9 protein-coding genes and 2 riboswitches are annotated in these 14742 nt (G+C 63.5%); of the genes, 7 read left to right on the top strand and 2 right to left on the bottom strand.

The window, feature by feature from the left end; translation table 11 throughout:
• The first annotated feature begins 151 nt into the window (after positions 1 to 151).
• Positions 152 to 1051 (top strand): c-type cytochrome, encoded by a 900-nt coding sequence (locus tag NTU39_RS26000; RefSeq protein WP_150663642.1) that lies wholly within the window; start codon positions 152 to 154, stop codon positions 1049 to 1051.
• 97 nt (positions 1052 to 1148) lie between these two features.
• On the opposite strand, the gene NTU39_RS25995 is transcribed toward NTU39_RS26000, so the two are convergent.
• Positions 1149 to 1925, bottom strand: a complete 777-nt coding sequence (locus tag NTU39_RS25995) for a metallophosphoesterase (RefSeq protein ID WP_257958869.1) — start codon at positions 1923 to 1925, stop codon at positions 1149 to 1151.
• Positions 1926 to 2480: 555 nt separating this feature from the next.
• Positions 2481 to 4589, bottom strand: a complete 2109-nt coding sequence (locus NTU39_RS25990) for a UvrD-helicase domain-containing protein (RefSeq protein ID WP_150663640.1) — start codon at positions 4587 to 4589, stop codon at positions 2481 to 2483.
• Positions 4590 to 4909: 320 nt separating this feature from the next.
• Here NTU39_RS25990 and NTU39_RS25985 point away from each other — a divergent pair, with 320 nt between their 5' ends.
• The 6 genes from NTU39_RS25985 to NTU39_RS25960 all read left to right on the top strand — a co-directional run bounded on the left by NTU39_RS25985 (position 4910) and on the right by NTU39_RS25960 (position 14740).
• Entirely contained in the window at positions 4910 to 5893 is a 984-nt protein-coding gene (locus NTU39_RS25985) for a zinc finger Ran-binding domain-containing protein (protein ID WP_257958868.1), read from the top strand.
• Between the two features lie 111 nt (positions 5894 to 6004).
• Positions 6005 to 6101: riboswitch (glycine riboswitch) on the top strand.
• A gap of 8 nt (positions 6102 to 6109) precedes the next feature.
• A riboswitch (glycine riboswitch) is annotated at positions 6110 to 6224 on the top strand.
• Positions 6225 to 6397: 173 nt separating this feature from the next.
• Entirely contained in the window at positions 6398 to 7504 is a 1107-nt protein-coding gene (gcvT, locus tag NTU39_RS25980) for a glycine cleavage system aminomethyltransferase GcvT (protein WP_257958867.1), read from the top strand.
• Positions 7505 to 7581: 77 nt separating this feature from the next.
• Complete coding sequence (gcvH, locus tag NTU39_RS25975; RefSeq protein WP_039393944.1) at positions 7582 to 7965, top strand: glycine cleavage system protein GcvH; 384 nt, start codon at positions 7582 to 7584, stop codon at positions 7963 to 7965.
• 154 nt (positions 7966 to 8119) lie between these two features.
• The gene (gene gcvP / locus NTU39_RS25970; protein ID WP_150663637.1) at positions 8120 to 11047 is read left to right on the top strand and encodes an aminomethyl-transferring glycine dehydrogenase; all 2928 of its coding nucleotides are present in this window, start codon (positions 8120 to 8122) and stop codon (positions 11045 to 11047) included.
• Positions 11048 to 11187: 140 nt separating this feature from the next.
• The gene (locus NTU39_RS25965; protein WP_150663636.1) at positions 11188 to 12591 is read left to right on the top strand and encodes an L-serine ammonia-lyase; all 1404 of its coding nucleotides are present in this window, start codon (positions 11188 to 11190) and stop codon (positions 12589 to 12591) included.
• A gap of 223 nt (positions 12592 to 12814) precedes the next feature.
• Positions 12815 to 14740 (top strand): hypothetical protein, encoded by a 1926-nt coding sequence (locus tag NTU39_RS25960; RefSeq protein WP_257958866.1) that lies wholly within the window; start codon positions 12815 to 12817, stop codon positions 14738 to 14740.
• The last annotated feature ends 2 nt before the right edge of the window (positions 14741 to 14742 follow it).

Here is a 14742-nt window from a genome sequence, read left to right as displayed (position 1 = left end):
TTTGCGGCGTCTGCGCACTGCCTTGGCACGTCATCGGCTGAGGGTTTGTTGCTACAATGGTTCGTTATTTTGACTGGATGGTGCCCGCGGCCGATGCGAACTATCCAGTGTGATGCACTCGGTTTCCACAAAAACTATTGAGAGATCCCGCATGAGTGAAGCACATAACGAGCACGAGTCCCTGATTAAAACACCCAAGCAGCTCATCGCCGCAGTCATTGCCGGTTTTCTCGTCCCGATCGTCATCATCGTTTTGCTGGTCAATTACGTGGGCAACAACGCCCTGACCGGCGCCGGTAGTTCCGCCATGACGGAAAAAGCCATTGCCGAGCGCATTGCGCCCGTGGCGCACGTCGAGGTCAAAGACGCTAACGCTCCGCGCGTCTATCAAACCGGCGAACAACTCTATAAGGCCGTTTGCGCGGCCTGCCACGCATCCGGTGTGGCAGGTGCGCCGAAAGTCGGCTCGTCCGAAGACTGGGCCCCGCGCATCAAGCCAGGTTACGACGACATGCTCAAGATCGCGTTGGCCGGTAAAGGTGGCATGCCCGCGCGCGGGGGTACCAACCCCGACGACGTGACGGATTACGAAATCGGCCGCGCTATCGTCTATATGGCGAACGCGTCGGGCGGCAAGTTGCAGGAGCCCGCTGAGCCGGCGGCACCTGCATCGGGTGCCGCTGCAGCGTCGGGGGCTGCGGCGCCGGCCGCCGCTTCGGGCGCCGACGCGGGTTCGGCCGCAGCGGCCGCCGCCGCGATGGCGTCGCTCAAGACGGCCGCCCCGGCCGCCGCCAGCGCAGGCAGCAACCTCGACGCAGGCAAGAAGCTCTATGACACCGTGTGTATGGCGTGCCATGCCGCCGGGGTGATGAACGCACCGAAGTTCGGCGACAAGGCCGCATGGGCACCGCGTATCGCGACCGGCATCGAGACGCTGCACAACGCCGCGCTCAAGGGCCTGAACGCCATGCCGCCGAAGGGCGGGGCAGCCAACGCGTCGGACGACGACGTCAAGGCTGCCGTCGACTATATGGTGAGCGCGGCGAAGTAAGCGCTTCGCGCTGCGCACGTCACAACGAAAAATCCCCGCTTCGGCGGGGATTTTTGCTTCTACGTTCGCGTGAAGCCGATGTTTCAGACCCGCCGTGTTACACGCGGACAATCATCTGCGGGTCAAAGGCCGGATTTTCGACACGTCCCTCGAAGCAGTAACCGCGCGGATTGCACAACACCCGCGTGTGCCCGACGCGATAGTCGAACGAATCGTGCGTATGGCCGTGGATCCACAGTGCGGCGTCGGATTGCTCGATGAGCGAGGTGAGATCCGAAATGAATGCCGGATTGACGAGGGAGCCCGCAAAGCGCGGGTGAATGCTCTGTGGTGTCGGCGCGTGATGCGTGACGGCCACCGTCGGGCCATCGTGCGGCGCGGCGAAGGTGCGCGCGAGCCAGGCCACGTTCTCGCGACACAGCGCTGCACAGTCGTCCGGCGAAAAGAAGGGCAGATCGGACCACGGCGCGGCGGGATCGCCAACGCGAATGCGCGTGAAGTCGCGCACGAACTTCAGCGACTCTTCGACGGCCGCGTCGTGTTTGCCCTCGGCGTCGTAAAGCGCGAAGTCCGTCCACAACGTTGTGCCGACGAAACGCACACCGCCGATGACGACCGCGCCGCGTTCGAGCAGATGCACGTTGGTGCCAGTCGTCAGCCGTCGCAATTCGGCCAGCGTGCCGGCGAGCGTCGCGCCGTAAAACTCGTGATTACCGGGAACGTAGATGACGGGGCGCGGCAATTGCGTCGCCCATTCGATGGCTTGCGCCGGGCGGCTGATGTCACCGGCGAGGATGGTGACGTCGGCCTCGACGTCGGGGATGGCCAACGGCGCCACGGACAAATGCAGGTCGGACAGAATATGCAGTCTCACGCACCACGCTCCACAAAAACTGGGGATCGGCGCCGCACACGCGCGACCGCGACGCACGTCAAACCGCACGTCAAACATACGGCATGCCTGACAAAGCGCCTGACGAAGATGCGGAGGGTGTGGGCATTGGATCGAAATCGACGCAACTTGCGTATCGTTTCGCCCGTTTTTTACCGACTATCACCCGGCCCGCGCCGATGGTCAAGATGTCTTTGTCTTCGAAAGGATGCGCTCCTATAGTGAAACTTCACCTGACGAGAGGAGGCGTGCCTATGCGAAAAGTGATGGTTGCAGTCCTGCTTTGTATGACCGGTCTGGCGGGTGTGGTCGTGGCAACGAGCCCGGCTGCCGCATGTGACCAAACGTCTTCAGGTAGTGGCAAGTAGTAGCGGTAAGCATCGCGTTCCCGGCGTGCCTGCCGCCGCCGACAGCCTCGGTAAGGACGTCGTCGTATGTCGCCGTAATTCGCCATCCGGCCCGCAGTCTGGCCGTGTCCTGGTCCAGCCCCCGCTCGCGGGGGCTATTCGCTTGTGGAGGACGGGCGACGCTTGAGCGCTAAGCGCCCGAGGCAGACGGCGTCTTGTTCGCGCCACCGGCGAGCATCGCCTTGAGGCTGGCGAGCCGGTCCTTGGGCGACATGGGTGCGTCTTCGGGCGGCGGGGGCGGCGCTTCGTCCAGTTGCATTTCGGGCACAAAACGCGAGACTTCGCAGGTGTACGTCTCACGGGCGCGCTTGCGCTTCTTGCACCACGACAGTTGCAGCGTGCGCTGCGCCCGCGTGATGCCGACGTACATCAACCGGCGCTCCTCTTCGATCTTCTCGGCGGTGACTTCCTCGTCTTCGCGAATGTGCGGCAGGATGCCTTCTTCCACGCCGACGAGAAACACGTGCGGATACTCCAGCCCCTTCGACGCGTGCAGCGTCGACAGACGCACGGCGTCCGGATCGTCGCCATCGCGGCCTTCGAGCATCGACATCAGCGCGATGGTCTGCGTGAGTTCCATGAGGCTCTTGGCGTCGTCATCCTGATCTTCCAGCGAATCGAGACCTTCGGCGGTCGCCGACGTCTCGCTGCGCGTGCCCTTGCGCTTCATCCATTCGAGGAATTCGAGCACGGTGGTCCAGCGCGATTGCGCCTGACGCTCGTCGAACGTGTCGTACAGATACGCCTCGTAGTGAATGCCTTCCATAAGGTCGTCGATGACCTCGTTGGCCGGATCGCGGGCGGCCCGCGCTGCGATGCGCTGAATGAAATCGCAGAACGCGCGCAGCGGATCGAGCTGACGCGGTTGCAGGCGCGCTTCGACCGCGCCCATATAGACTGCTTCGAACAGCGACACCTTCGCCTGACCCGCAAAGCTGCCCAGCACTTCGAGCGTGGTGCTGCCCACGCCCCGGCGCGGTGTCGTCACGGCGCGGATGAACGCGGGATCGTCGTCGGGATTCGCGAGCAGTCGCAGATATGCGCAGAGATCCTTGATTTCCGCTTTATCGAAAAACGACTGACCACCCGAGAGCACATACGGAATGCGCTCGCGGCGCAGCACCTGCTCGAAGATGCGCGCCTGATGGTTGCCGCGATAAAGGATGGCGTAGTCGCGAAATTCCGCGCGTCGCTCGAACTTGTGCGCGGATAGGCGGAAGACGACCGACTCGGCTTCGTGCTCCTCGTCGTTCATCGCGGTGACGGTGATGGGATCGCCGAGACCGTGCTCACTCCAGAGCTTCTTCTCGAAGATTTTCGGATTTTTCGCGATGACGTTGTTCGCCGCCGTCAGGATGCGCGACGTCGAGCGGTAATTCTGTTCGAGCTTGATGACCTTGAGCGTCGGGAAGTCGACTTGCAGCTGCTTCAGGTTTTCCAGCGTCGCGCCGCGCCAGCCGTAGATTGCCTGATCGTCGTCGCCCACGGCGGTGAACGCCGCGCGCGGACCGGCGAGCAGCTTGAGCAGCAGGTACTGACACGTGTTGGTGTCCTGATACTCGTCGATGAGCAGATAGCGTAGCTTGTTCTGCCAGCGCTCGCGCACTTCTTCGTCGCGCTCGAAGAGTTCGGCGGGCAGGCGGATCAGATCGTCGAAGTCGACCGCCTGATAGGCCTGCAACGTCGCCATGTAATTGCGATAGACGACAGCCGCCTGATGCTCGTCGGCCGTCTCGGCGGCGGCAAGCGCCACTTCCGGTGTGACGAGGCCGTTCTTCCACAGGGAGATGGCGGTTTGCACGCCGCGAATCATCGCCTTGTCGGTCGTGCCGAGCTGTTCCTGAATCAGGCCGAAGCAGTCGTCGGCGTCGAGAATCGAGAACTGCGGTTTGAGGCCGACGTTTTCCGCTTCGCGCCGCAGGATCTGCACGCCCAGCGAGTGAAACGTGCAGATGGTGAGCTGATTGACGGGCACCTTGCGCCCGACCTTGCCCGGCGTGGTGAGCGTCTTGCCTTCGAGCTGCTTCGCCACCCGCTCGCGCATTTCGGCGGCCGCCTTATTCGTGAAGGTCACGGCGGCGATGTGCTTGGGTTCGAACCCCTTGGCTTCGATGAGCCATGCGATCTTCTGCGTGATGACGCGCGTCTTGCCGCTGCCCGCGCCGGCCAGCACGAGGCATGGGCCGTCGAAATAGTGCGTGGCTTCGTTCTGGGCAGGATTGAGCGGAAAGGACGACATGGTGTGAAGCGATGGGGACGAAGATTGAAAGCGCTGGCCGCGTGCGACATGCCTGATGGAGGTTCCGCGATTCGGTCGAAACGTCGGTCAAAACGGGCATGCGCCGGGTGGTGGGCAAGTCTATCACGCAGGATGCACGCCGCCGTGACACCGAGGGGTTGTCCCTAACGACGCGCGTGTGAAGGCCCGCGCAGGGCTGAGCGTGGGGGCCCGACTGTGGGGCCGGCGCGACGCGTGACCGCTGGCAGAAGGTGTCGCGCTGGCGTCGACGCCGACCGGGTGCCTATAATGAAAAACGTTGCCATCGTGGTGAGGTCGCCGTGCAATGTCCAACCTGTGGGACGAACAATGCGACGCGTGCACTGCACTGTGTGAAGTGCGGCGCAACACTCGCGGATGCCGAACCCGGATTCCTCCCGGATGACGGGCTGAGCGTGGCTGCCGTCGGGGCGATGCCCGAGATGCGCTCGCCTGCGGTGTCTGCCGAACCCGACGCCGCTGCGTCCGACATTCCTCCCTCTCTAAAGCCCACGCGTCGGGAACGTCGTGCGCGTGGCGAAGAGCCCAGCTGGCTCAACAGCGCGCTCGTCATCGGCACGGCGATATTCGCCGCCATCGCATTGCTCGGCATCTGGTGGAACCTGCGCGCGCCGTTTGTCGATCCGGTGCCGAAGCCGCCCGGCGGAATCGCCGTCACCCCTTTCAATTCCGGTAACGACGCGCCGCTGGCGTCGAGCCCCGTGGCTGGCGCGGCGAGCGAGGCGTCGGCTGCCCTGGCGCGTGCACAGGCGCTCGCTGCGGTGGATGCGGCGGCGTCCGGCGCGGCGGCCGAAATCGCAGCGACCACGGCCGGAGGAGGTACGCCATTGACCGCATCGGCGGCCACGGCGGCGCTGACGGCGGCTGCGACGTCGCCATCGACGTCGCCATCGACGGTGACCTCGAATAGTGCTCCGGATCCGATGATGCAATTGCTCAGCCGAAGGGCGGCAGGGGCTGGGCCCAGTGCGCCGCCCCGGACGGCGGCCAACTCCGATCTGCCAGCCCATTACGACAACGACGACATCGGCGCGATTGCCGCCGCGCAGCAAGCGCAAGGGCAGTCCGAGGTGGCCTCGGCTGCGGTGGCGTCTGCACCCACGGCGCAAACGGCGGCGGCGACGATTGCCGCAGCGCTCGCGCAATGTGACCGCTATCGCTGGTTCGAAGTGATTCCGAAGCAGCGCTGCATCTGGGCGGTGTGCAGTGGACGATGGGGACGGGATGGGTGTCCGGCGGGTACGAATCCGGGCGAATCGCGCTAAATCGACACTGAGCCGACATTGAATCGGCATTGAAATTGCGCCGAGCGCGTACGGCACGTCGAGCCGTTTTTGGCCCAAATTGACAGTCCCCGGCTTTCCCCGTAAAGTGCGCGAGCGTGGTCGGGAGAGCGCGCCGGGAAGCACATGCCGGCGCCGCCGAAGGGGTAATACCCACAAACTCTCAGGCATCAAGGACCGGCCGCGCCGAAGGCATCGCCTTCGATCTCTGGAGAGCGGTTGCGGCGTGCATGGCACGCGGGCAACCCACCGAAGGGGCCGGTCATCGAATGAACCGGGCAATCTCTCAGGTACCAAGGACAGAGGGGTCATCTCGCCAACTGGCATTGCGCCGGGCTAGTGCACAGGCACGCGCCCCGCGCGACAAGTGCCGGTCGTCGAGATGACCCCTTTTTGCATTTTCGGACGGCGAAATCGGCGAATGACACACGCGCCAGACGTCGTCCGGAATTCATGAACCTTGGAGCCTTACGGACAGACGCCCCGATGACCGAACTCAAACGTACTCCGCTCAACGAGACGCACCGCGCAGCCGGTGCCCGCATGGTCGATTTCGGCGGCTGGGACATGCCGGTGAACTACGGCTCCCAAATCGAAGAGCACAACGCCGTGCGTACCGACGCAGGCATGTTCGACGTCTCGCACATGTGCGTGGTCGACCTGCACGGCCCGAGCTGCCGCGAATTCCTGCGCTTCGCCGTCGCCAACAACGTCGACAAGCTTCAATCCCCGGGTAAGGCGCTCTACACCTGCATGCTCAATCCGAGCGGCGGCGTGATCGACGACCTCATCATCTATTTCATCGCCGAAGACTGGTTCCGCATCGTCGTGAACGCCGGTACTGCCGACAAGGATCTCGCGTGGATCGGTCAGCTCAACGCCCACGGCGATTACAGCCTGACGATCACCCCGCGTCGCGATCTGTCGATCGTGGCCGTGCAGGGTCCGAACGCGCGCGCCAAGGTGTGGCAGGCCGTGCCGGGCAGCCAGGCAGTCAGCGAAACCCTCAAGCCGTTCAACGCCGCGTTCGCCAAAGACACCGCCTTCGGCGAGCTGATGATCGCGCGCACCGGCTACACGGGTGAAGACGGCTTCGAAGTCGTCGTGAACTCGGATCACGTGGCGGCGCTGTGGAAGGCGCTGGTCGCCGCTGGCGTGCGCCCGGCCGGTCTTGGCGCGCGCGACACGCTGCGTCTGGAAGCGGGCATGAACCTCTACGGTCAGGACATGGACGACGACGTGTCGCCGCTCGACGCCGGTCTGGGCTGGACCGTCGAGAAGGAAAGCGACCGCACGTTCGTCGGCAAGGACTCGCTGATCTCGCGTGGCCAGACGTGGCGCTTCGCCGGTCTCGTGCTCGACGGCAAGGGCGGCGTGCTGCGCGCCCATCAGGTCGTGGTGACGGACGCGGGCGACGGTGAAATCACCAGCGGCACGTTCAGCCCGAGCCTCCAGCAATCGATCGCTTTTGCCCGCCTGCCGAAGGGCGTGCCGGACGGTGCCATCGTCCATGTGCAAATTCGTGACAAGCAATTGCCCGCACGTGTGGTCAAATTACCGTTCGTGCGTCACGGCAAGGCCGTGGTGGCCTGAGCAAGACTCCATTACGGCACGGCGACACGAAGTACCGAAAACCGAATACCCCAAACACTGAATCCCGGAGCGTCAACATGGCGAACATCCCCGATAACCTGAAGTACACCGAATCCGACGAATGGGCGCGTCTCGAAGCCGACGGCACCGTGACGGTCGGCATTACCGACTTCGCACAGGAATCCCTGGGCGACATCGTGTTCGTCGAGCTGCCGGATGTCGGCCGCACGGTGGCCGCTGACGAAGCCTCGACCGTGATCGAGTCGGTCAAGGCGGCTGCGGACGTCCACTCGCCGGTCAGCGGCGAGATCCTCGAAGTGAACGAAGAAGTGCCGGGCTCGCCCGACCTGATCAACGGCGACGCCTACGGCAACTGGCTGTTCCGCGTGAAGCCGTCGAACGTAGCTGAGCTGGACAAGCTGCTCGACGCTGGCGCCTACGCCAAGAAGATCGGCGCGTAATCTGCGACCGGTCTGACGACCGAGTCCGGTCGGTGGACGGCGCTGCGTGGCCTCGGCTCGCGCGGCGCTGTTCGCAAACCGTCTCTGCGTCGACGTGAATTACGCAATACCTCCTACGCCGTCACTTGCCGTGATCGAACGAGAGATTTGACCCATGAATGCTTTGACCGACCTGCAGGCCGCGCGCCGCTCGCTTGCCGAGCTTGAGCAGCGCGACAACTTCTCCGCGCGCCATATCGGCCCGGATACTCCCGAACAACAGGCCATGCTCTCCGAGCTTGGCTACGCCTCGCGCGCCGCGCTGATCGACGCCGTCGTGCCCGACTCGATCCGCCGCGACAGCGCGCGCTTCGCCACGTCGCTCGGCCAGTTCGCCGCACCGCAGACCGAAGCGCAGGCGCTGGCGCAACTGCGCGCGCTGGCCGACCAGAATCAGGTCTTCAAGTCGTTCATCGGTCAGGGCTACTTCAATACGCTCACGCCGGGCGTGATTCTGCGCAACGTGCTGGAAAACCCCGCCTGGTACACGGCCTACACGCCGTACCAGCCGGAAATCTCGCAGGGCCGCCTCGAAGCGCTGCTCAACTACCAGCAGATGATCATCGACATGACGGGGCTGGCGATTGCCAACGCGTCGATGCTCGACGAAGCGACCGCCGCCGCCGAGGCGATGACGCTGGTCAAGCGTACGGGCAAGTCGAAGTCGAACACGTTCTTCGTGGCCGACGACGTGCTGCCGCAAACCATCGAAGTCGTGCAGACGCGCGCCAAGCCGCTGGGCATCGAAGTGCAGGTCGGCCCGGTGGCCGCCGCCACCGAAATCGATGCTTTCGGCGTGCTGGTGCAATACCCGGGTGTGGGCGGCGACGTGCGCGACTACCGTGCGCTGGCCGACGCGATCCACGCCAAGGGCGGCATGCTGATCGCAGCGGCCGACCTGCTCTCGCTCACGCTGCTCACGCCGCCGGGCGAGTGGGGTGCTGACGTCGCTGTCGGTAACAGCCAGCGTTTCGGCGTGCCGATGGGCTTCGGCGGCCCGCACGCCGCCTATCTGGCGACGCGCGACGAACTCAAGCGCTCGATGCCGGGCCGTCTGGTCGGCGTGTCGGTCGATTCGCAGGGCAAGCCCGCATTGCGTCTGGCGCTGCAAACGCGCGAGCAGCACATCCGTCGCGAGAAGGCGACGTCGAACATTTGTACCGCGCAGGCGCTGCTCGCCATCATGGCCAGCATGTACGCCGCGTATCACGGCCCGCAGGGCCTGCGTGTGATCGCTGAGCGCGTGCACCGTCTGACGGCCACGCTGGCCGCCGGTCTCGCAACGCTGGGCGCGGCTCCGCGTAACGCGACGTTCTTCGACACGCTGACGGTGCCCGTCGCCGGCCGTGCGGACACCGTCCACACGGTGGCTGCGGCCCGCCGCTTCAACCTGCGTCGCGAAGACGCCGACACCGTGGGCATCTCGCTCGACGAGACCAGCACGCGCGCGGATGTGATCGCGCTGTGGGAAGTCGTCGCGGAAGGTCTGGGCAAGAGCGCAGTGTCGCTGGACTTCGACGCCATCGAAGCCACCGTCGCCAACGGTTTCCCGGCATCGCTCTCGCGTCAGAGCGCGTACCTCACGCACCCGGTGTTCAATCGCTATCACTCCGAGCACGAAATGCTGCGTTACCTGCGCAGCCTGTCGGACAAGGATCTCGCGCTCGATCGCACGATGATCCCGCTGGGCTCGTGCACGATGAAGCTCAACGCAACGTCTGAAATGCTGCCGGTGACGTGGCCGGAGTTCGGTCAGATTCACCCGTTCGCACCGACCGAGCAGACCGTCGGCTACCGCACGATGATCGACCAGCTGGAGCAGATGCTCGTCGCCGCGACCGGCTACGCTGCCGTCTCGCTGCAACCGAACGCCGGTTCGCAAGGCGAGTACGCGGGCCTGCTGATCATTCAGGCCTATCACGCGTCGCGCGGTGAAGCGCATCGCGACATCTGCCTGATTCCGGCGTCGGCCCACGGCACGAACCCGGCATCGGCTCAGATGGCGGGTATGCAGGTCGTGGTCGTCGCATGCGATGCGAACGGCAACGTCGATCTGGCCGATCTGCAAGCGAAGGCCGAGCAGCATCGCGACCGTCTGGCCGCGATCATGATGACGTATCCGTCCACGCACGGCGTGTTCGAAGCGGGTGCGCGTCAGATTTGCGAAATCGTGCACGCCAATGGCGGTCAGGTGTATGTCGACGGCGCCAACATGAACGCGATGGTCGGCCTGTGCGCACCGGGCGAATTTGGCGGCGACGTCTCGCACCTGAACCTGCACAAGACGTTCTGCATTCCGCACGGCGGTGGCGGCCCGGGCGTCGGTCCGGTGGCGGTGGGCGCGCATCTGGCGCAGTTTCTGCCGAACCAGCGCTCCACGGGCTATTCGCGCGATGCCGATGGCATCGGTGCGGTGTCGGCGGCACCCTACGGTTCGGCGTCGATTCTGCCGATCTCGTGGATGTACGTTGCCATGATGGGCGCACAAGGCCTGACGGCTGCGACCGAGACGGCCATCCTCAACGCCAACTACCTTGCCAAGAAGCTCGCGCCGCACTACCCGGTGCTGTACACGGGCCCGGGCGGTCTGGTGGCGCACGAGTGCATTCTGGATCTGCGTCCCCTCAAGGACACCAGCGGCATTAGCGTCGATGACGTGGCCAAGCGCCTGATGGACTTCGGCTTCCACGCCCCGACGATGAGCTTCCCGGTGCCGGGCACGCTGATGGTCGAGCCGACCGAGTCGGAATCGAAGCACGAACTGGATCGTTTCATCGAGGCGATGGTGACGATTCGCGAAGAAATTCGTGCGGTGGAAGAAGGCCGTGCCGATCGCGAAGACAACCCGCTCAAGCACGCGCCGCACACCGCCGATGTCGTGACCGCCGACGAATGGACGCACGCTTACGCGCGCAGTCAGGCGGCGTACCCGGTGAAGGCCCTGCGCGAGCGCAAGTACTGGCCGCCGGTCGGACGTGCCGATAACGTCTACGGCGACCGGAACCTGTTCTGCGCCTGCGTGCCGATGAGCGACTATGAGTAAAACGTCGCGATAATTCGACAAACGGGGGGCCGGCAGAAACATTGCTGGCCCCTTTTTGTCTCTATAGATGTAACGCGGATGCGTCAGATTAGCGGTATCCGTCGAGTCACAACTACGTTTCAGCACTTCAGGAAAGCCCCATGGCCGTTTCAGTTTTCGATTTGTTCAAGATCGGTATCGGACCGTCGAGTTCGCATACCGTCGGGCCAATGCGCGCGGCGCTGATGTTTGTTCAGGGTCTGGAGCGCGACGGCCTGCTGCCGCAAGTGGCGTCGGTGCGTGCCGAGTTGTACGGCTCGCTCGGCGCAACGGGCAAGGGTCACGGCACCGACAAGGGCGTGTTGCTCGGTTTCATGGGCGAAGCGCCCGACACGGTCGATCCGTCGACGATTGCCGCGCGTCTGGCCGCGATGCGCAAGGAAAAAGTGCTGTCGATTCTCGGCAAGCATGAGGTGCCGTTCGTCGAGAAGGAGCACATGGTGTTCTACCGTCGCGAGGCGATGGCGGAGCATCCGAACGGCATGAAATTCCATGCGTTCGACGGTTCGGGCAACAAGCTGCGCGAAGGGCGCTATCTGTCGGTCGGTGGCGGTTTCGTGGTGACGGCCGGTGCGTCGAACGCGCAGGTGCTCGCCGCGCATAACCAGTTGCCGTACCCGTTCCGAACGGGCAAGGAGTTGCTGGAGATGTGCCGCGCGAGCGGCAAGTCCATCGCTCAGCTGATGTGGGAGAACGAAAAGGTCTGGCATCACGGCGAGAACGCAGAAGAGGACATTCGTCGCGGCTTGCTCAACATCTGGAACGTAATGCAATCGTGCGTGACGCGCGGATGCGGCATCGGTAACGACGAGGCCGACGGCGAGTTGCCGGGGCCGCTGCATGTGCGACGTCGTGCACCGGAACTGTATCGTCAGTTGACGCAACGTGCGGAGCGCACGCTGTCCGATCCGCTGTCGGTGATGGACTGGGTGAACCTCTACGCGATCGCCGTCAACGAAGAGAACGCGGCGGGCGGTCGTGTGGTCACGGCGCCGACCAATGGTGCTGCGGGCATCATCCCGTCGGTGCTGCATTACTACGACCGCTTCGTGCACGGCGCGAACGAACAGGGCGTGATCGACTTCCTGCTCACGGCCGGGGCCATCGGCATTCTGTACAAGCTCAACGCGTCGATTTCAGGCGCGGAAGTGGGCTGTCAGGGCGAAGTCGGCGTGGCGTGTTCGATGGCGGCCGGTGCACTGGCCGCCGTGCTGGGCGGGACGGTCGAGCAAGTCGAGAACGCGGCCGAGATCGGCATGGAGCACAACCTGGGCCTGACGTGCGACCCGGTCGGCGGCCTCGTGCAGATTCCGTGCATCGAGCGCAACGCGATGGCCTCCGTGAAAGCGGTGAATGCCGCCCGCATGGCGCTGCGCGGCGACGGTGCGCACTACGTGTCGCTCGACTCCGTCATCAAGACGATGCGCGAGACCGGTGCCGATATGAAGACGAAGTACAAGGAAACGGCGCGCGGTGGACTGGCGGTGAATATCGTCGAGTGCTGACGCGTTCTGCGTAGCAACATCAAAGCCGCACGGTTTTCGCCGTGCGGCTTTTTTCTTTTTGTGGCCCGCACTGTCGGTTTCGCGAGCGCGGTTCGCGAAGTTCGGACACCTCCCAGACCTCTTTCGGGCGCTTGCCTAGAGAATAGCGGGCTTGACGTCTTTACTGCCACGCACGATATCGCGTTGCGCGGCAGTGACGTGACTGAGAGAGAGGGCACGGACAATGCGAAAGAAGCAAACAGGCGCATTCCTGATTTCGGCCGCGATTGCGGTCGCCATCCTGGGCGTACTGATCTCGTTCTGGGGCGTGAATTACGCGCGTCAGATGCGAATCGAGAGAGCCGAACGTATCGGCGAGGCGCTCAAGATTATCGGCGACAGAGTGCAGAGTTTCGTCGTCGAGCATCATCATGAGATCGATGCGTTGTTACGCGATGGGAAGAAGCAGCTCAAAGCCGGTGGAATGACATTCCAACGAGAGACGGATGCGCTTGGCAACGAATATGTCGGCAAACTCACGGCCGCTACGCTGATCAAGGCGACGAACGCGACCGGCATCGGTGAGCGTCCGCCGGGGAATGTCGGGGACTACGTCATTCGGGTCTATCTCGGATGCGACGGCAAGGGAAACAACTGCAACGTCGAAACCCTGACGTACATCGAGAAGCCGATTCCAAAACCTTATACGTCTGAGCCGGACATGGACGCGGCGGCGATTGCTGCGCGCAAGATCGGCATGTTAGGTGGCGTATCGCAGATGGGAGGGGGGCACGCGTTCCGATTTCTTGAGGCTAATGGACGCAACAGTACCGTTGAGAAGTTCGCGACGACGGGCGGCCTCGTGGCAATGCGAGGGGGTTACTCGACCGGTGCGGCGGACGCTTATCTTCGTCGCGACGGTTCGCGCGCAATGACCGGCGATCTGCAGATGGGCAAGCACGGCATCGTGGGCGCGGGAAAGATCGAGGGACAGTCCCTTGAGGTAATGAGTGCGACCGTGAAAGGCACGGTGAATATGGGCGGTGCCACGATAAGCGGCCCGCTGAATCTGACCGATCCGACCACCAAGAAGCGAAGCAATATCCTTGGGGCGGGAGACATTACGGGAGACGGAACGCTGACGATGAAGAGACTCGATGTCGCCAGTGCAAAGGTCGATGGTGCGCTGGGTGCGGAAAGCGTCGAGGTCTCAAAGGATCTGAAGGTCAGCGGCGATTTGCGAGCAGGCAAGGCAGTTGCGGACACGATCACGTCGAGGCAGGCCTTGAAGTCGGGATCAGGTGTGGTCGTGCTGGAACAGGAGTACCGCGTTGGTGGCGCTTGCAGTGGCGTCGGCGGCATCGACCGTTCTGCGTCCAACGGCATCGCGCTCGATGCCCGTGGGCGCGTGCTCTCATGTCAAAGCGGGTCCTGGCAATTGGCGAGTACGCCGAAAACCGTAACGGAAGTGCCGGATCCCATTATTCAGGTCATCCGAAAAAATGAGGCGATGTGGCTCTCCCTTTTTCGGCCGGCCCAGCATCAGGGGATGTCCCGTGTCTGGGGCGCGTTGGCCTGTGCGCTGGTCGACATGCCGCGCAGTAACATGACGTCCGCAACATTCCTTGCGGGCAGCGACCATGCGGGCAGTCCTGAGATTACGTTGATGTCCGACGGCTCGATATCGTTTTCCCGGACCGGAAATGGCGCCGCCGTTGCGTGCTTATCGCGATCGAAACATATAAAAGCGGAGGTGTACTCGATAATCAGTTCGAATGCATGGAATTACGTCAACATTCCACCGCGTGAACTGTACGCTAGCTATACCTCCGAGTTCCAGGACAAAGCCATCGCCATATTTGCGCGCCGTCAACAAGAGCACATCGTGATGGGCATCTGGAGCTACGAGTGGAAAAATTGCACCGGTAGCTATCGGGGCCGAATGAAAGGTGCGCTGGCATGCACAGTGACGGAGCGGAACTGGTGCTATTCGACATCCGGAGGTTCCAAACGGGCCTCTGTTGAGATGGATGCCGACGGAACACCCATCGTCGACTTTGGCAATACGTATGGCGAGGTGACCTGTGCATTTCCCACGAAGGCAGACGCATTAGCCGCAGGTTTCTCCGTTTGCAGTCACGGCGGCAACAACTGTGCATCCACGTGGTGAGC

The organism is Pandoraea commovens (genome assembly GCF_024704525.1).
Classification (GTDB): domain Bacteria; phylum Pseudomonadota; class Gammaproteobacteria; order Burkholderiales; family Burkholderiaceae; genus Pandoraea; species Pandoraea commovens.
This window is presented reverse-complemented; position numbering and strand designations above follow the sequence as displayed.